The following is a 19407-nucleotide window of genomic DNA, read 5'->3' on the forward strand; positions in this document are numbered from 1 at the left end:
CGACGTCAACCGGAAACCGAGCCATAGATCAGGTCAGACTGTCACCTAAACGTGCATCAGTCCCGAGTGTCGAAGAGAGCCGCACTGGGGTGGCCCCGCTTGTAGCACGCTTGCTCGTCGTCGTAGTGAGCGTGCTCTTCATTGGTGACGTGCGTCGTCCGCCTCGAGTGCTAGAGCTCATCGTCGCGGTACGGCCGTCCGCAGCCGGGACACAGCTCTCCGGCGGCATACTGCTCCCAGCTCAGGGGAGGGACCTCGCACCGGACCGCAGCACGGATCCGCTCGCGCTTGTATTGGGTTCGCTCGGCCTACGTGGTCAGCTCGAGGGGGCATCCACGTCCCCGCGCCGCCCGTAGTCCATGACCTCTCCCATGCATCATCGGCTAATCCGACCGTGCGCGACCGAGGACGGCACGGAGCGCCTCAAACACCCGTGCCGGCGATGGTCTCCTACCGGGGTGCACCGGGCGCACCTGGTCCGATCGATATGGGGGCTCGCGTGTCTTTCCGCGGGTCGATGAGGCGCACGAGGCGCACGTAACCCAACACCAATCACTACCCGTACTGACAGTTTTACTACCACCCCGTGTCGCCAACGACCATTGTTGCCGGACGCAGAGGAGGCCGCCTCCATCGCATGGAAACGGCCTCTGACCTGCAGTTTTGTGGAGCTAAGGGGAATCGAACCCCTGACCTTTTCATTGCGAACGAAACGCTCTACCAACTGAGCTATAGCCCCGTGCCTTACGGCAACCCCACCAGGGTAGCACCGCAGGCCACCGGCTCCGGCCGCCCCGGGCCGGGTTTGGCAAGCATCACATGGAGGCGGTGTGCCCTCTCCGTCCAGCGCTCACGGCGGGCTGGCAGGCCACCATCAGGCGCTGCGCTCGCGCTCCCGCTGCAGCTCGTCCTGGAGGCGGTCCAGCAGCTCGAGACGTCCAGGGCCCGCGCAGGCCACGCACGCGGGCTGCAGGTGGGCGGGCGCATCAGCATCGGCGACCACGCCCGGCCAGGTGCGCACGCTGCCGCCGGCCTGGCGCACGATGTGGAAGCCCGCGGCCACGTCCCAGGAGTTCAGGGTGGCGAAGGCGGTGGCATCGGCCCACCCTGCCGCCACGTAGGCCAGTTCGAGCGCGGCGGTGCCCAGGCTGCGCACCGCGGAGTACTCGGCGTTGACCTCGAGGCCGGCGCGGGCAGCGAACTCAGGGTGCTGGGCGGTCACTCGCGGGCCCAGGAACCCGGAGAGCACCATGGCGTCCTTCGCCTCACGGGTGGGGCGCGGCGTGATCGGGGCGCCGTTGATCATGGCGGGGCCGTCCGCCGCGGTGAACACGGTGCCCAGCACCGGGGCGTCGATCACCCCGGCCACCAGTGCGTCATCCACGGCCACGCCGATGGACACGCAGAACAAGGGCAGGCCGGCCGCGAAGTTGCTGGTGCCGTCGATGGGGTCCACGAAGAAGGAGACCACCGGACCATCGGCGGCGGTGTCGATGCCCGGTCCCGCACCGGCTGCGGCGCCCTCGGCAGGTCGCTCCCCGCCCTCTTCGCCCACGATGCGGCAGCCGGGCAGGCGACGGCGCAGCTCGGCGACGATCATCTCCTCGCAGGCACGATCGTGCTCGGTGACGATGTCCTTGCTGGAGGTCTTGTACTCGCGGGCCAAGGAGTCGCGGTCCAGGCCCCGGATGTGGTCGGCTGCCAGCGCCGCGGCACCCACGGCGATGTCCAGCAGCTGGGAGGGGGTGGGGACGCTCGAGGTGGCGGGGGCGGAGGGCGCAGTGGTGTTCATCGCCTCCCAGCCTAGGCCGGATCGCCTCTACGGTGCAGGAACGCCCAGCAGGTGGCACAGGTACGGGCTCAGCAGCAGGCCGTCCGGACCGGCCGGCCGGGGCCGATGAGCCCACGGGTCGCGTCCAGGATCAGGTCCAGCTGGGCGGTTTCGTCGACCATCAGCGTGATGTGGGAGCGGGCGGCGCGGTCGTCCCGCGCGAGGGACGCGATGGCCTCGCGGTCTGCCGTGGGGTAGGCGACCACCAGGTCCTCGATGCCGCAGGAGGACAGCCACATCGCCTCACGCAGCGTGTAGGCCAGCACGCCGGCGAACCCGGGCCGCTCCAGCACCCGTTCCAGCAGGCCCCGCATCCGCAGCGACGTGGAGGCCACCCGGATGGGCAGTCCCTGCTCGCGCGAGGCACCGGCGCGGGTGGCAAGGTCCTCCGCATTGGCGCCGAAGGCATCCAGGTCCAGCATCGCGACTGGCCGCTGATCGATGCCCGCCCGGGCCAGGGCTTCCTCGATGCACCGGACCGCGCTCATCAGGCCCTCCGGCGTGCGAGCACCTCGTCCAGGTGCAGGTCCACGGCGGGGGCGGCCTGCTCGTCGGTGGCCTCCAGCAGCTCCACGTCGCCCCGTTCCAGGGGCACGGTGGTGGCGCGCACGTACTCGCGGTGGGCGGCGTGGCGGGTGGCGAGGTCATCCACCTCGCCGCGCATCGTGTAGGTGGGGCGGGGCACCGGGCGCGGGGTCCACTCCCCCGGCGCGGCCACGTGCCGGGCGGCCCGCTCGGTGGTCCCCTCGAGGGTGTCGCGCTCGGGCAGGCGCGCAGCGGGCCGGGAAGCCACCACGGGTGCCTCGTCCCGGACGCGAAGGGCCTCCTCGCGGGCGCGGGCCTCCTGCTTGGCGAGCGCAGCGGCCCGCTGGGAGCGGGTGCGACGTTCGAGCTCCGCACGGCGCAGGCCCACCAGGTACACGGCGAGCACCGCGGCCGGAACGGCCGGGGACCACACGGGCAGCATCTGCGTGAAGGCGAGAACCCCCACCGCGGCCGTGGCCAGCAGCAGTGACACCAGCACGCCAGCCAGCAGACGGCGGTGGCGGGCGCGCTCCTCGAGGTGGTCGATGCGCTCACCGGGGGTGGCGTCGAAGCGGGGACGACGGGTGGGGTCGGCGGGGCGCAGGAGCAGACGGTCCTCGGCCATGGGGGCACTCACCTCTCGGGAAGGGCGGCGGGATCGGATCGCGGCGGAGAGATCCCTCGCGGTGGCGGACACCTCGGTGCGTTCAGCGGCGCGAGCGCGGCCCATCACGTCGCGGCGCTCCGCGAGCTGGGGGATGGCGTAGGCCACCCACAGCACCAGCAGCAGGGCGAACAGGACGGCCCCGAGATTGATCGATTCCACTCCCCCAGGGTAATGACACCCGTGTGATTCAGCAGGTCAGGTGGGGCGCGTGTCGGGAGGGTATTCCGTCAACAATCGGTCAAGGACCCCGCGGCCGGCATGATCGCTGCGATCGGTTCGGCCCGCGTGAGCGGGGCGGATCTCCTCAGCGGTGATCGCGAACACCAGGTGATCGCGCAAGGCCCCGTCCACGTGGATCGCCGAGCGCCGCAGGCCCTCCCCCCGCAGGTGCAGCTTCTCCACCACCCGCAGGCTGGCGGTGTTCTCGGGCCGCACCGTGACCTCCACCCGGTGGATGCCCATCTCGGCGAACAGGTGGTCGATCACCAGTGCGGCCGCGCGCGGCACGATCCCACGACCGGCGCTCTCGCGGTCGATCCAGTACCCCAGGGTGGCGCAGCGCTGCGGGCCGTAGAGGATGGGGGCAGCCGTGATCTGCCCGCGCAGCCTGCCGTCGACCACGATGCCCAGCGGCAGCATGGTGCCGGCCCTGGCCTGACTCTCGCCCCAGCGGCGCAGGGTGGCGAACGGCGGCTGCACCCGGCCGTGCTCGGGGTCGGTCGCGTCCCAAGGGCGCAGCCAGGCCGCATTGCGGCGACGCAGAGCGTCATAGGCGGCGCGGTCACGGCGCTGCAGCGGCCGCAGCACCAGCTCGCGGTCGCGCAGCGTGAGTGGCCACGTGTGCACCATCGGGTCATCGTAGGCCCGGAGGCGAGCCGACGATCCCGGGGCCCGGGCCCGATCGGTGTGGGACGCTGTGCGCATGGACGGGGCGCACATCACCGAGCAGAAGCGAGCACTCCGCCGGCGTCTGCGCGAGCAGCGCACGCGCGCCTACGGCGGCCCGGAGGGCACCCGCCGGCGCGAGGCGGAGGGAAGGGCGCTCCTCCACCATGCCGCTGCCGTGCGCGCCCTGGTCGAGGCCGCCCTGGCCGAGCACGGAACCGCCCGGGTGGCCGCCTACCATCCCACGCCCACCGAGGCCGATGTGATGCCGCTGGCTGCGGAACTGGCCGAACTCGGTGCGCAGCTGGTGTTCCCCGCCGCCGCCGGCCACGAACTGGAGTGGATCACCTGGGACGGGCACTCCGCGTTCGTACCCTCCCCCGGCAAGGGCTTCGGGCGCGAGCCCGACGGCCAGCGACTGGGACCGCGAGCACTGTCAGAGGCGGCGCTGGTGCTGGCCCCGGCCGTCGCCGTGGACCGGGAGGGCACCCGGATGGGCCATGGCGCCGGCTACTACGACCGAGCCCTGCCGCACCGCCCTGCCTCCACGCCGGTGGTGGCGGTGATCCATCCTGCCGAGCTGCTCGAGCCGGGGATCCTGCCGCGCGAGGCCCACGACGTGCCGATCGACGCGGTGCTCACGGCGGAGGGCCTGCACGTGATCTCCGACCACCTGGCACTGCCCCGGGCCCAGCGGCCGTAGAATCGCCTCGGTCGCCGCGCAGCGGCGCCACATCCACCTCTACTCCCTGCCCCTACGGGGCCCCGCACCCGGGACATCGTGAAGGACTGCTCGTGCCCACCTACGTCTATGCATGCAAGAACTGCGACCACCGCTTCGAGCAGTACCAGAGCTTCTCCGAGGACTCCCTGGTGACCTGCCCTGAGTGCACGCAGGACACGCTGCGTAAGGTGTTCGACAGCGTGGGCATCGTGTTCAAGGGCCCCGGCTTCTACTCCACCGACTCCCAGTCCTCCACCAAGGGCGGCACCCGCTCCCACGGCGCGGAGAGCTCCACGACCTCCTCTGGCAGTTCCGAGAGCGCATCCGCTTCCTCCGCCGCTCCCGGAGCCGGCAGCGACTCCTCCAGCTCGGCGGGGTCCGGCTCTGCGGGGTCCGGCTCGGCGGGGTCCGGCTCGGCCTCCTCGACCTCGGGCTCCGGTTCGACCTCCAGCCGTTCCACCGGTGAGAAGAGCGCCGCCTCGGCCTGACGGCGAGGTTCCTCCCCACCGCTCCTTCGTCCACCGACGCCGCGGTTCCGGCCCGGTGGCAGGGCCCGGTCCGTAGCGTGCGGACCATGCTCTCCAGGATCCGCTCGCAGCTCCCCCTCTACCGGCGTGCCCTGCGTCGCCGCCGGCGAACGCTGATCGTGCTGCTGATCGCGGTGCTCGCAGCCGCGGTGCTGCCCTCGGCACTGCCCACATCCACGAGGGGCACCACGGTGGTGGTGGCGGCCGCCGACCTGCCCGCGGGGACGACTCTCGCGCCGGAGCACCTGCAGGAGAAGCAGGTGGCCGCGGAACTGGCCCCTGAGGGCATCGCGACCACCGCGGAGTCGCTGCTGGGCAGCACCACCGCACTCCCCCTGACCGCGGGGACGCCGATCCTCCCCGGCACCTTGACGGGGAAGGACTCTGCGGAGATACCCGAGGGGCGTGCACTGCTGGCGGTCTCCGCACCTGTCCAGCTCGCCGATCGACTGCGGCCGGGGACCGAGCTGGAGATCCACCACTCCACACCGGATCCCACACAGCCCGGCCGGACCCGGGCCACCGTGGTCGAGGTGACCCCGGCCACCGGAGCCGGGGTGGCGGGCCTGACGGATGCCGGGGCTGATGTGGTGGTGCTGGTCACCGTGGCCCGCGGCGATGCCGCGGACGTAGCGCACGCCACACGGGAGGGATGGTCCATTTTGTCGATACTCGGCTAGGGTTCCCGTTCGGGCGCCGGGGTGCGCCTTCGCAGACCCATCCCTACCCAGATAGGAGAAGCCATGAAGGGCTTCAAGGACTTCATCATGCAGGGCAACGTCCTGGACCTCGCCGTCGGCGTGGTCATCGGCAGTGCCTTCACCGCCCTCATCAGCGCCTTCGTCGACAACCTGATCCAGCCCGCGATCAATGTGTTCGGCGGCACCAACGTCGACGGCCTCTCGTTCAAGATCATCCAGGCCAACGAGGCCACCCGTCTCGACCTCGGCGCGCTGCTGTCCGCGATCATCGCCTTCCTGATCACCGCGGCCGTCGTGTACTTCGTCTTCGTGCTGCCGGTCACCAAGGCTCGTGCCTTCGACCGCAAGCGCCGTGGCCTGCCCGAGGAGGACGAGGGCGGGGCCCCCGAGGACGTCGTCCTGCTGGGCGAGATCCGCGACCTCCTCGCCGCTCAGCGCGGCGGTGCCGCCCCCACCCAGGGCAACACCCTTCCCCCGCAGCTCTGATCTGACCTGCGTCGCGGCCTCCGGCCGCAACCGACCCCAGCGGGGCGGGACCATTGCGGTCTCGCCCCGCTGTCGTATCCCGCACCCCTGTCGCCTGCGGTCCCGTTGCCGCCTCGCGCCTGGGCCGGGAGCATTCTGGATGCGATAGCGTCCCGGCGTGGCCTCCGCACAGTCTCATCCCACCGGGGCACCGTCCCGCCCCGACGCCCCCTCGCCTGCACGGGCGGCGTCCGCGGCCACCGTGCCTCTCGATGCGCACGCCGTGACCGCGGTGATTGCCTGGTTCGCCGACGCAGGCCGGGACCTGCCCTGGAGGAGCCCCGGCGCCTCCGCCTGGTCGATCCTGGTCTCCGAGGTGATGCTGCAGCAGACCCCCGTGGTCCGGGTGCTCCCGCGGTGGCTGGACTGGATGGACCGCTGGCCCACTCCGGCCGATCTCGCATCCGCTCCCACCGCCGAGGTGCTGCGCGCCTGGGACCGCCTGGGCTACCCGCGCCGTGCTCTGCGCCTGCAGCAGTGCGCCCGGGCCATCGTGGACGAGCACGATGGGGTGGTGCCGCGCGGCGAGGAAGCGCTGAGGGCTCTTCCCGGCATCGGCGAGTACACCGCTGCTGCCGTCACCGCCTTCGCCCACCACGACCGGGCGGTGGTGCTGGACACCAATGTGCGCCGGGTGCTGGCCCGCACCATGGCGGGGACCGCCCTGCCGCCACGGTCCCTGACCGTCGCCGAGCGCCGCACCGCCACGCAGGTGCTGCCCGAGGAGCCGGAGCGCTCGGTGGCCTGGAACCAGGCGGTGATGGAGCTGGGGGCACTGGTGTGCACCGCCGGCGCACCGCGCTGCGAGCAGTGCCCGTTGGCGGGCCCCGCCTGCGCCTGGTACAGCGCCGGCAGGCCACCGGCCGCTGAGGGGTCCCGCCGCGTGCAGGCCTTCGCCGGCACGGATCGTCAGCTGCGCGGGCAGATCATGGCCCTGCTGCGCACCCACGACCGGGCCACCGAGCAGGCACTGCTGGCACTGGATCCGGGGGACGAGCAGCGCGTGCGGCGCTGCAGGGCCTCACTGGTGGCCGATGGGCTGGCCGTCCCGGACGGCGCAGGGCTGCGCCTGCCCTGAATCCGCCGCCGCGGGCGGCTTGGGAGCTGCGTGGGATGCGGCCCCGGGTGCGGCAGGCCCTTCGGGCATCAGCGTGCGCGGTCCTCGATGACCGCGTGCTCGAGGTCGATGATCATGCGGGTGTTGCCCAGGGTGTTGGGCTTGACCCGGGCCAGGTCCAGGAACTCCGCGACGCCCTCGTCGGCGGAGCGCAGCAGCTGGTTGTAGACCTCCGGATCCACCTGCTCGTCCATCTCCCGGAAGCCGTGCCTGCGGAAGAAATCCACCTCGAAGGTCAGGCAGAACACGCGCTGCAGGCCCAGCTGCATGGCCCGGGCCAGCAGAGCCAGCAGCATCCGGTGGCCCACACCGGAGCCCCGGTGGGACTCCGCCACCGCGAGGGTGCGGACCTCGGCGAGGTCCTCCCACATCACGTGCAGTGCCCCGCATCCCACCAGCCGGCCGTTCCCGTCCTCGGCGACCAGGAACTCCTGAACGGCTTCGTAGTAGGAGACCAGGTCCTTGGCCAGCAGGATGTTGCGGTGGGTCAGCGGTTCCACGAGCCCGTTGATGGCGCGCACGTCAGCCGGGCGTGCAGCTCGAATGGTGACGCTCATCGCGAGCCCGTCTCCCCTTCGCTGCTGCCGCAGCCGGCGGTTGCCTGCACCCGGTGGGAGCCCTGCGGACCCTCACCGCGAAGATCGGCCGGGGCGTTGAAGGTGCCGAACTCGGCGTCGGTGGCGTCATCGGCGTCGACGCGGTCGGGCACCACCTCGCCCCCACGGGCCGCACGGCGATCCAGGGCCTTGTGGATCGCGGTGATGATGCGCTCGGCGATCAGGGCCAGCACCACGGCGGCCACCAGGGCCACGCTGACGGCGAGCAGGTGGTGGTCCTCGAACCAGGCTCCGGCCACGGCACCGATGCTGCAGGAGTACACGGCCCAGACGAAGGTGGACAGCAGCGAGCGGGGCCAGAACTGCGTGTGCGGGTAGTGCACTGCCCCGGCCACGAGGTTCACCGCCGTGCGGCCGAAGGGGATGTACCGGGCGGTCATCAGGAACAGCAGCGCCCGGCGCTGGAGGCCGCGGTCGGCAGCCTCCACCGCCCGCCGGCCCTTGCCCTCGCGCAGGAAGCGGAACCGCTCCCAGCCCACCTTCTTGCCGATCCAGTAGCCGATGTTGTCCCCGGTCCAGGCGCCGATCCAGGCGGCCAGGCCCACCAGGATGATGGAGGGCTGCCCGGAGGTGGACCACAGGGAGGACAGGGTCACGATCGTCGACTCGCCGGGCACGCTGGGGAAGAAGCCGTCAGTGGCGGCGAAGCCGAACACCACCAGGTGCACCCACCAGGCGTCGGCGATCCCCAGCACCCACTCCTCGACCGCGCCGGTCCAGGACATGAGCTGATCGATGAACTCGCCCACAGGCGGCCCCTTTCCCTAGCGCATCGGCCGCGGCGCGATCCTCCGGTGCCTGCGCTCCGGCCGGCGCCCGCGGTTGCGGTCGGCGCCCGCGCCCGTGCTCGCGCAATGTACCGCCCCATCCCGGGAGCACTCCCAGGGTGGTGCGGGCAGGGCCGGCCCCGCCGCTGGGCGGGACCGGCCCTGTGCCGTCAGGAGGTGTGTGCCTCCGCGGTGTCGTCGGACTCGGCGTCCGCATCCGGGTGGGTGATCTCCTCGGCACGGGCCTGCGTGATCGACTCGACGTCCACCTCGTCGGAGATGGGGGTGACCTCGCCGTCGCCCCCGCGGCGGGAGAAGCGCAGCTCGCCCAGCAGGCCCTCGCCCTCGGAGTCCACGATGATCGCGTCCCCGGCGTGGACCTGACCGAACAGGATCCGCTCGGACAGGGCGTCCTCGATGTCGCGCTGGATGGTGCGGCGCAGCGGCCGGGCACCGAGCACGGGGTCGTAGCCCTTCTCCGCCAACAGCTGCTTGGCGCCGTCGGTGAGCTCGAGGGTCATGTCCTTCTCCGCCAGGCGCGACTCGAGCCTGGCGATCATCAGATCCACGATCTGGACGATCTCCTCCTGCGAGAGCTGCGGGAAGACCACCACATCGTCCACACGGTTGAGGAACTCGGGCTTGAAGTGCTGCTTGAGCTCCTCGTGCACCTTGTTCTTCATCCGCTCGTAGTCGGTGGAGAGGTCCCCGCCGGCCTGGAAGCCCATGGACACGCCCTTGGCGATGTCCCGGGTGCCCAGGTTGGTGGTCATGATGATGATGGTGTTCTTGAAGTCCACCACCCGGCCCTGCGAGTCGGTGAGGCGGCCGTCCTCGAGGATCTGCAGCAGCGAGTTGAAGATGTCCACGTGGGCCTTCTCCACCTCGTCGAACAGCACCACGCTGAACGGCTTGCGCCGCACCTTCTCGGTGAGCTGGCCGCCCTCGTCGTAGCCCACGTAGCCGGGGGGCGAGCCGAACAGGCGCGAAGCGGTGTGCTTCTCGCCGAACTCGGACATGTCCAGCTGGATCAGGGAGTCCTCGTCACCGAACAGGAACTCGGCCAGGGCCTTGGCCAGCTCGGTCTTGCCCACGCCGGTGGGGCCGGCGAAGATGAACGACCCGCCGGGGCGCTTGGGGTCCTTCAGACCCGCACGGGTGCGGCGGATGGCCTGGGAGATGGCCTTGATGGCCTCGTTCTGGCCGATGACCCGCTTGTGCAGCTCGTCCTCCATGTGGAGCAGACGCGAGGACTCCTCCTCGGTGAGCTTCACGATCGGGATGCCGGTGGAGGCGGCGAGCACCTCGGCGATGGTCTCCTCGCTCACGGTGGTGACCGCATCGGACTCCCCGTGGCGCCAGGCCTTCTCCTTCTCGTCGCGCTCGGTCTTCAGCTGCTGCTCCTGGTCCCGCAGGGAGGCGGCGAGCTCGAAGTCCTGACCGTCGATCGCCTCCTCCTTCTTCTTGCGGACCTCCTCGATGCGGGCGTCGAACTCCTTGAGCTCAGGCGGCGCGGTGAGTCGACGGATGCGCAGACGGGCGCCGGCCTCGTCGATCAGGTCGATCGCCTTGTCCGGCAGGAAGCGATCGTTGACGTAGCGATCGGCCAGGTTCGCCGCGGAGACCAGGGCACCGTCGGTGATGGTCACCTTGTGGTGCGCCTCGTAGCGGTCCCGCAGTCCCTTGAGGATCTCGATGGCCAGGGCCACGGAGGGCTCGTCCACCTGGATCGGCTGGAAGCGGCGCTCCAGGGCGGCGTCCTTCTCGATGTGCTTGCGGTACTCCTCCAGCGTGGTGGCGCCGATGGTCTGCAGCTCACCGCGGGCCAGCATGGGCTTGAGGATCGAGGCGGCGTCGATCGCGCCCTCGGCGGCGCCGGCACCGACCAGGGTGTGGATCTCGTCGATGAACAGGATGATGTCGCCGCGGGTGCGGATCTCCTTGAGCACCTTCTTCAGGCGCTCCTCGAAGTCACCGCGGTAGCGGGAGCCGGCCACCAGGGACCCGAGGTCCAGGGTGTACAGCTGTTTGTCCTTGAGGGTCTCCGGGACGTCCCCGGCCACGATCGACTGGGCCAGGCCCTCGACCACGGCGCTCTTGCCCACGCCGGGCTCGCCGATCAGCACCGGGTTGTTCTTGGTGCGGCGGGAGAGCACCTGCATCACGCGCTCGGCCTCGTGCTCGCGGCCGATCACCGGATCCAGCTTGCCCTCGCGCGCAGCCTGGGTGAGGTTGCGGCCGAACTGGTCCAGCACCAGCGAACCGGCGGGCTGGCCCTCGGCGGGGCCGCCGGCGGTGGCGGGCTCCTTGCCCTGGTAGCCGGAGAGGCGCTCGATGACCTCCTGGCGCACCGCGGCAGGCTCGGCGTTCAGGCGGGACAGCACCTTGACGGCCGTGCCCTCACCCTCGCGCAGCAGGCCCAGCAGGATGTGCTCGGTGCCGATGTAGTTGTGCCCCAGCTGCAGCGCCTCGCGCAGACTCAGCTCGAGCACCTTCTTGGCGCGCGGCGTGAACGGGATGTGCCCGCTGGGCGTCTGATTGCCCTCGCCGATGATGTCGCGCACCTGTTCGCGCGCGGCATCCAGGGTGACGCCGAGTGCCTCCAGAGCCTTCGCCCCGACGCCCTCGGCCTCGTGGATCAGGCCCAGCAGGATGTGCTCGGTGCCGATGTAGTTGTGGTTGAGCAAGCGGGCTTCGTCCTGTGCCAGGACGACGACGCGGCGGGCGCGATCGGTGAAGCGTTCGAACATGGTCCTCCCCCGTCCGGTGGTGGTGATGGATCGAGACTACGCGTCCCCACCGACGAACCACCGGCCTGTTCGCCGCGGGCGTGACGGGCCCCGATGCGGCATGACGCGACGACGGACCCCTCGGTCGGTGCACGTCGGCAGGCCATGACTGCTCTAGAGTGGCCCCCATCACCGTGGCCAAGGTCCCCCGAGGCGCTCACGGCACGCGGCCCCCGGGTGCCCGCGGCGCCACCTCGCCGCGCCGATCTTCCAAGGAGCACCCCCATGGGCGCCATCGTCGGCGGAATCATCCTCTTCATCCTGGGAGCGATCGTCCGATTCGCTCTCGAGGTCGACCTGCCCGGTCTCGAGTCGACCACGCTGGGCACCATCCTGATGGTGGGCGGGGCCGTCCTGTTCGTGGTGGGCCTGCTGCTGATGCTGCGGTCCCGCAGGACCGTCGTGAACACCCAGAGTGCTCCCGGCCACTCGGTCTCCGAGCGTCGGGACACCCCTCCCACCGTCTGATCCCCCGCAGCACCGGGCCGCCGCGAGCGGGACGTCCGGGACCGAGGCGCTCGGCGAGGCGTACCTGTCGGTGCTGTCGGCGCTGCTGGCCAGGCGGGTGCCCGTCGGCGTGGACATCGACCGTCAGCTCGCCCACCTGCTCGAGGGGACCTGGCAGCGGGTCCTCTCCCCCGATCAGGAGATCCTCGAGCGCCTGCGCGGGGTCGAGGAGCATTTCGGGGTGCGGGTGCTGCCCGAGGGCTTCGAGGCGACAGGCCCGATCAGGGCGGCCGACGTGCTCGTGCCGGGGGCGCAGGTGTGCTTCTCCGGCACCGTCCACTCACCCCGGCACGGCTGACTGGAAGGAGTAGCTGCACGCCATGGCCGAGGCGCGCGGGCTCCGGGCCGTCCCGACCCTCACCAAGACCCGGACGGATGTGCTGGTCGTCGCCGAGGCCGGCTCGCAGTCGACCAAGGCGAAGAACGCGGCGAGGCGGGAGAACCCGGTGATCACGGCAGAGGAGTTCCTGGAGTGGGTGGGATGAACCGCAGCGACGAGGCGAGGACCGACGTGGATGATACGGACGACGACGACCGTTACCTGATCATCCGGGGACGGAGATGGCGACGCACGGACCCGGCGCTGGGCGCCGACGTGGTCCGTGCGCTGAAGAGCCATCTGGGCAGAGCCCGCTCCCAGGTCGGGCGCGCCGGCCGCGACGACGACCAGGCGAGCGTCCGATCAGCTCGAGACCGTGTCCAGCTCGCGAAGGAAGGCCTCGGAGAGCGCGGCCCCGCATGGTGGGAGCGCCCCGAGGACGAGCGCCGCCGTCAGGCCGCGGATCGACTCGCTCGACTCGAGCGGCTGGACACCTCAGCCCGCGATACCGACACGGACGAGGACGGCGGGGAACAGCCCCACCATGGTGAGCGTCCAGAGGGCATGGACGAAGAGCGCCCCGCTAAGTGAGCCGGAGGTCTCGCGGGCCCACATCGCCACCGGTCCCAGCAGGAGGGCCATCACCGCTAGAGCAGGGCTGCCGGTGCACAGCGTGACGAGGCCATACACCGCGGTGGGGACCACCCAGCGGGCCGGCCCAGTGAGCAGCCGAGGCAGCGCGCCGCGGAAGAACACCTCTTCAGCGGCGCCCGCCACCAGCGCAACCGCGAGCACACCCCACCGTCCGTCGGCCGCTGCGGCGACGGGACCCGCCACCCACGGGGCAGTGGCCGGGACAGCGGCCAGGACTAGACCGCCCGCCAACGAGGCCGCGGCCAGACCGACGCCCGCGGCGGCCACCGCGACCTTCGGTGCGCGCCCCGGGGCCCGGCGGGCGAGATCCGAAGGTGCCAGGCGCATGATCAGCAGTCCGCCGACGGTCCAGGTCAGGACGATTCCCAGTGCCCAACCGGCGACGGTCCCCGGCCCCTCACCCTCAGCGCGCAGCGACGCGGCCAGGAGCGGCGCAGCCACCACGACGGCGAGGCCGGCCACCCACCACGCGCCGGGACGGGAGGCGGGACGATCAGGGCTCATGCGCCTAGCGTACGAGGCCGCTCGCCGCGCCGGACCGAGGCGGGCCTTGCTCGAAGGCGCTGGCTCGTATGCACGTGCAGCTCGGGAGCACGGCACGGAGGTGGAGCATGCGCGTTCTCATCATCGGGGCCGGGGGGTATGTGGGGAGCCGGCTGATCCCCGCACTGCTGGAGGACAGACACCAGGTGGCCGCCAGGGCCCGGGATCTCCACAAGCTCGATGCCTTCTGGTGGGGGGACGCCGTCAGAGGGGTCGAGCTGGATGCGACCGAGGACGACTCCGTGCGTGCCGCGATCGCCGCGGACCCGTCGCTGTAGACAGTGGTCTCCCTGGTCCACGGCATGGAAGGAGACGACTTCCGGGAGGTAGATCGCGCCGCCGCCCGGAATCATGCGGCCGCGGTGTGGCACGCCGTGTTCCCGGTGGTCATCGGGAAGTGCACCGGTCCGGCGGGGGACGATGATCTGTCGGACGCCCGCCCTACTCTCACCCCATGATCATGATCCTCGGCGACGAGCCGCCGGAGCCGTACGACCAGTCGCGCGGCACCTGCCCCGTGTGCGGGTCGGGCCAGGTGACCCACCATCCGCTCGGCGGTCCGGACCCACACCTCGACGAGGAGGACCCTCCGTGGGTCCAGTGGCAGGGGTGCCTCCTGGTCTTCAGCGACCGGACGTGCGAGGACTGCGGTGCCGGGTGGAACGTGGAGCACGACGAGGAAGAAGACGACGAGGAATGAGCGAGGGCTGATCGCGCTGCCCGCCCCTGGCCGGACGCCTCGGCGGTTACTCTCCGGTGCATGACAAGGACCTCGCTGATCACGGGTGCCAGCTCCGGGCTCGGCGCCGAATATGCCCGCCACCTCGCCCGTCACGGGGACCGCCTGGTGCTGGTCGCCCGCGATCGCGAGCGGCTCCGACCTGGCCCCGCAGCTCGAGCACGCCGGCGCGCCGGATGTCCAGGTGCCGATGCGGCTGATGCACGCGGCGCTGCCGGGTATGCTCGAGCGCCGCTCCGCCACGATCCTGAACATCGCCTCCGCCTCCGCGGTGATGCCCCGCTCCACCTACGGCGCGGTGAAGAACTGGCAGGTGCAGTTCTCCCGCTGGGCGAATGGTGCCTACCTGTCCCGCGGCGTCAACGTGACCGCGGTGTGCCCCGGCTACACGCACACCGACTTCCACGCCCGGCTGGGCCTGCCGCGCGGTTCCGCACTCGTGGTCTCCTCCGCTCGCGGAGTGGTCGTCTCCTCCGCGGCGACGGACTCCGCGGTGGACTCGTCGGGCTCCTCGATCTACTCGGCGGCGACGGTCGGCTCCGCCTCCCGAGGCGCCTCGGGCAGGACGGCGAGGCACACGAGGGCCAGGGTCACGACCGTCGAGGTGAGGATGCCGACCTCCGCGGCGGCGGCGCCGACATAGGTGCGCCGAGTGGCGAGTCCGCGACGAGCGGCGTCGGCGAGCCGCCGACGGGACCGTAGGGAGGCAGAGCCACGTCATCATCTGCGCCGTTCTCGCGGCGCAACCTTTCGTGTACGGATCCCAGCGGTCGACGGATCGATGGCTTGAGTCTGCGGAGGGGGTGTGACGGATGAGGGGCCGGCGGGCGAGGAGGGTTCTTGTGCAAATCTGCTCGCGGCCACGGGTGCGTCCTTACGATCAGGACATGGCGACCATTCCATCAACACTCCTCGATGTCTACGACCGCTGGATCCGGGCGGAGCGCCGCCCTCAGGAGCGCTTCGTCTGGAGGCCCGAGAGCTGGAGGAAGCGCCTCGGGGAGATGGACCTCGTGGACCTCGACGCGATCGCCGACGCATGTGAGCAGGCGGGGAACGGAACGCGGGACCGCATCGATCGAGAGATCGTCAGGGGCCTCCATTCCCCGGCGATTCTCCGGCCCGACGGTGGCAGCTACGACCCGAAGGCTGTGGTCACGGCGTTCGTCGCGGCCATGATCTGGGGGTATGGCACGACGGGGTACGGTCCGTACCGCACCGCGCGCGTCCTGACGACGGACACTGAAGCCGTACAGCACCTCGTCGACGTTGCTGGCTACGCGCAGGGCGAGTCCGCCGGTGGGGTGAAGTCGTTCGAGCACATCGCCGGGCAGGGCCGTAACTACCTCAAGTACCTCGGCCCAGCCTTCGGCACCAAGTTCCTGTACTTCCTCACCGCGGCCTCGGACGTCGCCGAAACGACGCCGGTGATGGACGGGGTGATCCGCCGCTGGTTCGCAGGAGAACCAGACATCTCCCTCGTGACGTCGTCGTGGGACCCGCGCAGCTATCGCACATACCTGTCGTCGCTGGACACCTGGCGGAAGGAGCTGCTCGCCGTTCGTGGTGGCGTCGAGCTCGACCGCGATGACCTGGAGTTCCTGATCTTCGCGAGCACGCGTCGGGACGCGAATGCCTGGGGCGATCCGTTCGAGGCGCCGACGGTCGACCAGCTGCTCGACCTCCTCGAGACAGAGATCGTCGACCTCGATGCGCAGCGCGGCTCGACGGAAGGCGACAGGCTCTTGCGTCAGCTCGCCGACTGGGTCTCCGGGAGCGAGGAGACCTCCTGACCGGGGTGCTTCATTCGCACGGAACTCGGGATGGCTAGCACCCCCGCTCCTTCGCCCAGATTGCTAGCGTGAGCCCATGACCAGCGAATCCGTCATGGGCACCCTCCGCGAGTTCGCCGCCGAGCGCGAGTGGCAGCAGTTCCACTCGCCGGAGAATCTCGCCAAGTCCATCTCGATCGAGGCCGCGGAGCTGCTCGAGTGCTTCCAGTGGAGCCCGGAGGCGGATCTCGAGGACGTGACCGGCGAGCTGGCCGACGTCCTCACCTATGCGCTCACGCTCGCGGACCACCTCGGCCTAGACCCCGAGCAGATCGTGCTGGACAAGCTCGAGCGCACGCGGGAGAAGTACCCCGTCGAGAAGGCGAAGGGGCGGAGCACAAAGTATGACCGGCTGTGAGATCGAGGAGCTCCGCTTCACCGCGGAGTCGGTGCGCGAGACCCGGGAGCGCCTCCCCCGCTTCTCCAACTGGCCCGTCGTCTACCTCATCGAGGACGGCCACGACATCTACGTCGGCGAGACCGGCAGCGCCGACCGCCGCATGGCGCAGCACCTCAAGTCGACGCAGAAGCAGCAGTCGCCCCCCTATACCTCGCTCCCGTTCACCACGCTGATCCCGATGTTAACGAACGTCGAGGAGGTGCCCGCGTACCTCACGACGACGGAGGCGAGCGTGAGCACGGACAGCTTCTACTGGACCTCGCGCATGATCGCCGCCCTGGCCGACGCACACTTCGCCGAGGTCATCCCTGCGATCGAGCGCTGCCAGCAGCGCACCCTCGCCCTCGGCCACGCGGCCGTGCACGCCGCGACCGCGGCCTGCGAGGGAGCAGACGAGGACGCCGTGCCCAGCCTGCTCGTCGAGGCGAACACCGCCGTCGCCGAGTGGATCCGCACCACGAGCAACCACATGACGAACCGGTTCTCGCGGTTGGACGGGTGAGCACGGTGGCGACGCGCCTGTTCGTCGGCGTCGACCTCGCGGCGGACCCGCGCCGGACCGGCCTCGCCACCCTCCGCGAGGAGGGCGACCGAGTCCGGATCGAGAGCGTCCGCGTGGGGGCGAACGACGACGACGTGCTCGCCGCCGTCCTCTCCGCGGCGAAAGCCGGCATCGACGTCCCCTTCGGCTGGCCCCGGCAGTTCGTCGACCTCGTCGGCGGACATCACTCCGGTGACCTTGCCGTCCCGGAGGACACCGGACCGGACTGGCGCCGCGACGTGCTCTACCGGAGGACGGATCTCGAGGTGCGCCGCCTCGTCGGCAAGACGCCGCTCAGCGTCGCGGCGGACAAGATCGCCTACCCGGCCATCCGCTGGGCGGCTATCGCGGCGCGACTGCGGGAGCAGGGTGTCCCCACCCCGCTCGACGGCACCGGCGTCGCCTGCGAGGTCTACCCGGGCGCCGCTCTGGCCGCATGGGGTTTAGGGGCCGTGCGCTACAAGAAGGCCAAGGGAACACAGGAGCGCGGCGAGCTCGTCGAAGCGCTCGACGCACGCTGGCCGTGGCTCGATTGGGCAGGGCACCAGGGCCTGTGCGCAACAAGCGACGATGCGCTGGACGCGGTGATCGCCGCGGTCGTCGCGCGCGAGGTGTTGCACGGCCGGGCGGTCTCCCCGCCTGCCGAGCTCACCGCAGCCGCGACGGACGAGGGATGGATCTGGTTGCCCGCGCTGGATTGAGAATTCTGCGCCGCCGATGGCAGACGACTGGGCTTTGTCGCCCGCCCACGGACGCAGATCGTCGCGCCTACACCTCGCGCGTTGCCGACGGGCACTTCATGGGCATGCGCCGAGCAGTGATGGAAGCAGGACGGAAATCGAACAAGGTGGAGCGGCTGCTGGAGATCGTCGACGATGCGACGGCCAATGGCCGCAAGGTCATCGTCTTCTCGTTCTTCCGTACCGTCATCGACGAGCTGGTGGAACTCCTGCCAGGCCCTGTGCACGGCCCGATCAGCGGAAGTGTGAGTGCCGCCCGGCGACAGGAGACCGTCGACGAGTTCTCCGACTCCCCCGAAGCCGACGTTCTCCTGTCCCAGATCCAAGCCGGAGGCGAGGGCCTCAATATTCAGGCAGCCTCTGTCGTGGTTCTCTGCGAGCCCCAGCTCAAGCCCTCGCTCGAAGTGCAGGCCATCGCTCGAGCGCACCGCATGGGACAGAAGCGATCCGTACAGGTACACCGGCTCCTGTCCGATGAGGGGATCGATCCGCGCATCGTCGAACTGCTCGGAGAGAAGACGAGGATCTTCGACGAGTACGCCCGCGAGTCGGCCACGAAGGATGCCGATAGGGATGCCGTCGAATCCGGGGAGATCGCCATCGAGAAGCGGCTGATGGCAGAGGAAAAGGCTCGCGTGCTGGGCGAAAGCCCTGCGACGACAGACTCCATCGCGTAGGACCCTCGGGGGGCGGGGGACGGCAGCGAGCAGAGCACTCGATCGCCGAGCGCAGCTCCCGGTACCTGACCGCGCACCCCGTCCGCGTCACGTGAGTAAATTGATCAGGGTCAGAGTTCACGCCGCATAGGAGCAGACACCATGGAGGCCACTACTCTCGCCAAGGCGTTCGCGTACTTCGACTCAGCTCCCGTAAATCCCAGGTGGTCCTGGTCCGCTGTGAGCCCCGATTCCAAGAAGGTCACACTCACGATCTGGGAACACGAGGTGGACGCCGACGGGTCGGTCAACTTCTTCGGCGACCCCACCTTAGCGTCCTGGTCCTCGAAACCGGGAAACCAAGAGCGCATCCGGAATCTGCGGATCGCCCGCGACAACTGCGACTCTCTTTGTCACGTCATCTGGGTCACTGCACGCGATCCCGAGGAGACCCCTCTGAAGATCGCAGGACGGTATCCCGAGAAGCACCTGATGATGAAGATCATCAGCCTGGACGAAGTGACCGGTGAGTTCTCGGCCGCCCTCGTCGATCCGACGACTCCGGGCCATGAACGACGAAGGATGGCCGACCGGTCCCCCCTCCCGCCCACGCCGAGCCCACGAGACAGTGCCCATGGAAGTGTGAGCGACAGGACTACCCCACGCGCCATCGCAACCTGCCCGAACTGCTTCATCCAGCTCCCCGCGACCGGTATCTGCGGGAGCTGCGAATAGGGACAGTCGGCGCCAGTCACGGCTAACCCCGGCCTCACGCCTCCACACCGGCGTCGACAACGTCAT

Annotated in this window: 25 protein-coding genes and 1 tRNA gene; 17 read left to right on the forward strand and 9 right to left on the reverse strand. The window is 70.4% G+C overall.

From position 1 onward, the window contains the following. Positions 1-666: 666 nt before the first annotated feature. The 5 genes from M3B01_RS11665 to M3B01_RS11685 form a co-directional block, all read right to left on the reverse strand. Positions 667-739: transfer RNA gene (locus tag M3B01_RS11665), tRNA-Ala, on the reverse strand. 135 nt (positions 740-874) lie between these two features. Then, on the reverse strand, positions 875-1792 hold the full coding sequence (locus tag M3B01_RS11670; RefSeq protein WP_259792267.1) for an inositol monophosphatase: 918 nt from the start codon (positions 1790-1792) through the stop codon (positions 875-877). Between the two features lie 68 nt (positions 1793-1860). Beyond that, complete coding sequence (locus tag M3B01_RS11675) at positions 1861-2319, reverse strand: hypothetical protein (RefSeq protein ID WP_259792269.1); 459 nt, start codon at positions 2317-2319, stop codon at positions 1861-1863. Next, positions 2319-3182, reverse strand: coding sequence for a hypothetical protein (locus tag M3B01_RS11680; protein ID WP_259792271.1), 864 nt, complete (start codon positions 3180-3182; stop codon positions 2319-2321). The genes M3B01_RS11675 and M3B01_RS11680 overlap by 1 nt, the downstream gene beginning before the upstream one ends. A gap of 36 nt (positions 3183-3218) precedes the next feature. Next, complete coding sequence (locus M3B01_RS11685; protein WP_259792273.1) at positions 3219-3872, reverse strand: GNAT family N-acetyltransferase; 654 nt, start codon at positions 3870-3872, stop codon at positions 3219-3221. A gap of 73 nt (positions 3873-3945) precedes the next feature. On the opposite strand from M3B01_RS11685, the gene M3B01_RS11690 reads away from it, so the two are divergent. The 5 genes from M3B01_RS11690 to M3B01_RS11710 all read left to right on the forward strand — a co-directional run bounded on the left by M3B01_RS11690 (position 3946) and on the right by M3B01_RS11710 (position 7463). After that, on the forward strand, positions 3946-4611 hold the full coding sequence (locus M3B01_RS11690) for a 5-formyltetrahydrofolate cyclo-ligase (protein WP_259792275.1): 666 nt from the start codon (positions 3946-3948) through the stop codon (positions 4609-4611). A gap of 92 nt (positions 4612-4703) precedes the next feature. Then, complete coding sequence (locus M3B01_RS11695; protein ID WP_259792276.1) at positions 4704-5120, forward strand: FmdB family zinc ribbon protein; 417 nt, start codon at positions 4704-4706, stop codon at positions 5118-5120. Between the two features lie 86 nt (positions 5121-5206). Next, positions 5207-5839: an SAF domain-containing protein gene (locus M3B01_RS11700; protein ID WP_259792278.1), complete on the forward strand. Its 633-nt coding sequence runs from the start codon at positions 5207-5209 to the stop codon at positions 5837-5839. A 63-nt stretch (positions 5840-5902) separates the two neighbouring features. Beyond that, positions 5903-6346, forward strand: a complete 444-nt coding sequence (gene mscL / locus M3B01_RS11705) for a large conductance mechanosensitive channel protein MscL (protein ID WP_259792280.1) — start codon at positions 5903-5905, stop codon at positions 6344-6346. Between the two features lie 241 nt (positions 6347-6587). Beyond that, positions 6588-7463, forward strand: a complete 876-nt coding sequence (locus tag M3B01_RS11710; RefSeq protein WP_259792312.1) for an A/G-specific adenine glycosylase — start codon at positions 6588-6590, stop codon at positions 7461-7463. A 68-nt stretch (positions 7464-7531) separates the two neighbouring features. Here the strand turns inward: M3B01_RS11710 and M3B01_RS11715 are convergent, their stop codons facing one another. From M3B01_RS11715 to M3B01_RS11725, 3 genes are all read right to left on the reverse strand, one after another. Continuing rightward, positions 7532-8059: an amino-acid N-acetyltransferase gene (locus M3B01_RS11715; protein ID WP_259792282.1), complete on the reverse strand. Its 528-nt coding sequence runs from the start codon at positions 8057-8059 to the stop codon at positions 7532-7534. Further along, a complete protein-coding gene (locus M3B01_RS11720; protein ID WP_259792284.1) occupies positions 8056-8868 on the reverse strand; it encodes a DedA family protein in 813 nt (270 codons plus the stop codon). Before M3B01_RS11720 ends, M3B01_RS11715 begins: the two co-directional genes overlap by 4 nt. A 188-nt stretch (positions 8869-9056) precedes the next feature. Next, positions 9057-11636 (reverse strand): ATP-dependent Clp protease ATP-binding subunit, encoded by a 2580-nt coding sequence (locus tag M3B01_RS11725; protein ID WP_259792286.1) that lies wholly within the window; start codon positions 11634-11636, stop codon positions 9057-9059. 264 nt (positions 11637-11900) lie between these two features. Here M3B01_RS11725 and M3B01_RS11730 point away from each other — a divergent pair, with 264 nt between their 5' ends. From M3B01_RS11730 to M3B01_RS11740, 3 genes are all read left to right on the forward strand, one after another. Next, positions 11901-12143 carry a hypothetical protein gene (locus tag M3B01_RS11730; protein WP_259792288.1) on the forward strand — a complete coding sequence of 81 codons (243 nt, stop codon included), beginning with the start codon at positions 11901-11903 and terminating at the stop codon, positions 12141-12143. 70 nt (positions 12144-12213) lie between these two features. Beyond that, the gene (locus M3B01_RS11735; protein WP_259792290.1) at positions 12214-12480 is read left to right on the forward strand and encodes a hypothetical protein; all 267 of its coding nucleotides are present in this window, start codon (positions 12214-12216) and stop codon (positions 12478-12480) included. 22 nt (positions 12481-12502) lie between these two features. Beyond that, complete coding sequence (locus tag M3B01_RS11740; RefSeq protein WP_259792292.1) at positions 12503-12667, forward strand: hypothetical protein; 165 nt, start codon at positions 12503-12505, stop codon at positions 12665-12667. A 329-nt stretch (positions 12668-12996) separates the two neighbouring features. Here M3B01_RS11740 and M3B01_RS11750 read toward each other — a convergent pair whose 3' ends face one another. Beyond that, positions 12997-13659 (reverse strand): CPBP family intramembrane glutamic endopeptidase, encoded by a 663-nt coding sequence (locus tag M3B01_RS11750; RefSeq protein WP_259792294.1) that lies wholly within the window; start codon positions 13657-13659, stop codon positions 12997-12999. 107 nt (positions 13660-13766) lie between these two features. Here M3B01_RS11750 and M3B01_RS11755 point away from each other — a divergent pair, with 107 nt between their 5' ends. The 9 genes from M3B01_RS11755 (at position 13767) to M3B01_RS11795 (ending at position 19341) form a co-directional block, all read left to right on the forward strand. Further along, the gene (locus M3B01_RS11755) at positions 13767-13976 is read left to right on the forward strand and encodes an NAD(P)H-binding protein (protein ID WP_259792296.1); all 210 of its coding nucleotides are present in this window, start codon (positions 13767-13769) and stop codon (positions 13974-13976) included. A 176-nt stretch (positions 13977-14152) separates the two neighbouring features. Continuing rightward, the gene (locus M3B01_RS11760) at positions 14153-14398 is read left to right on the forward strand and encodes a hypothetical protein (protein ID WP_259792298.1); all 246 of its coding nucleotides are present in this window, start codon (positions 14153-14155) and stop codon (positions 14396-14398) included. 112 nt (positions 14399-14510) lie between these two features. Continuing rightward, a complete protein-coding gene (locus tag M3B01_RS11765) occupies positions 14511-15080 on the forward strand; it encodes an SDR family NAD(P)-dependent oxidoreductase (protein WP_259792300.1) in 570 nt (189 codons plus the stop codon). Positions 15081-15324: 244 nt separating this feature from the next. Continuing rightward, a complete protein-coding gene (locus tag M3B01_RS11770) occupies positions 15325-16230 on the forward strand; it encodes a hypothetical protein (protein WP_259792302.1) in 906 nt (301 codons plus the stop codon). A 76-nt stretch (positions 16231-16306) separates the two neighbouring features. Then, the gene (locus M3B01_RS11775; protein WP_259792304.1) at positions 16307-16627 is read left to right on the forward strand and encodes a nucleotide pyrophosphohydrolase; all 321 of its coding nucleotides are present in this window, start codon (positions 16307-16309) and stop codon (positions 16625-16627) included. Next, positions 16614-17171, forward strand: a complete 558-nt coding sequence (locus M3B01_RS11780) for a C69 family dipeptidase (RefSeq protein WP_259792306.1) — start codon at positions 16614-16616, stop codon at positions 17169-17171. Before M3B01_RS11775 ends, M3B01_RS11780 begins: the two co-directional genes overlap by 14 nt. After that, positions 17168-17911 (forward strand): DUF429 domain-containing protein, encoded by a 744-nt coding sequence (locus M3B01_RS11785; protein ID WP_259792308.1) that lies wholly within the window; start codon positions 17168-17170, stop codon positions 17909-17911. The genes M3B01_RS11780 and M3B01_RS11785 overlap by 4 nt, the downstream gene beginning before the upstream one ends. Then, positions 17884-18627 (forward strand): C-terminal helicase domain-containing protein, encoded by a 744-nt coding sequence (locus tag M3B01_RS11790; protein ID WP_259792309.1) that lies wholly within the window; start codon positions 17884-17886, stop codon positions 18625-18627. The genes M3B01_RS11785 and M3B01_RS11790 overlap by 28 nt, the downstream gene beginning before the upstream one ends. Before the next feature lie 141 nt (positions 18628-18768). After that, positions 18769-19341, forward strand: a complete 573-nt coding sequence (locus M3B01_RS11795; protein ID WP_259792311.1) for a hypothetical protein — start codon at positions 18769-18771, stop codon at positions 19339-19341. Positions 19342-19407: the final 66 nt, after the last annotated feature.

Source organism: Brachybacterium sp. p3-SID957, assembly GCF_025144775.1.
Classification (GTDB): domain Bacteria; phylum Actinomycetota; class Actinomycetes; order Actinomycetales; family Dermabacteraceae; genus Brachybacterium; species Brachybacterium epidermidis.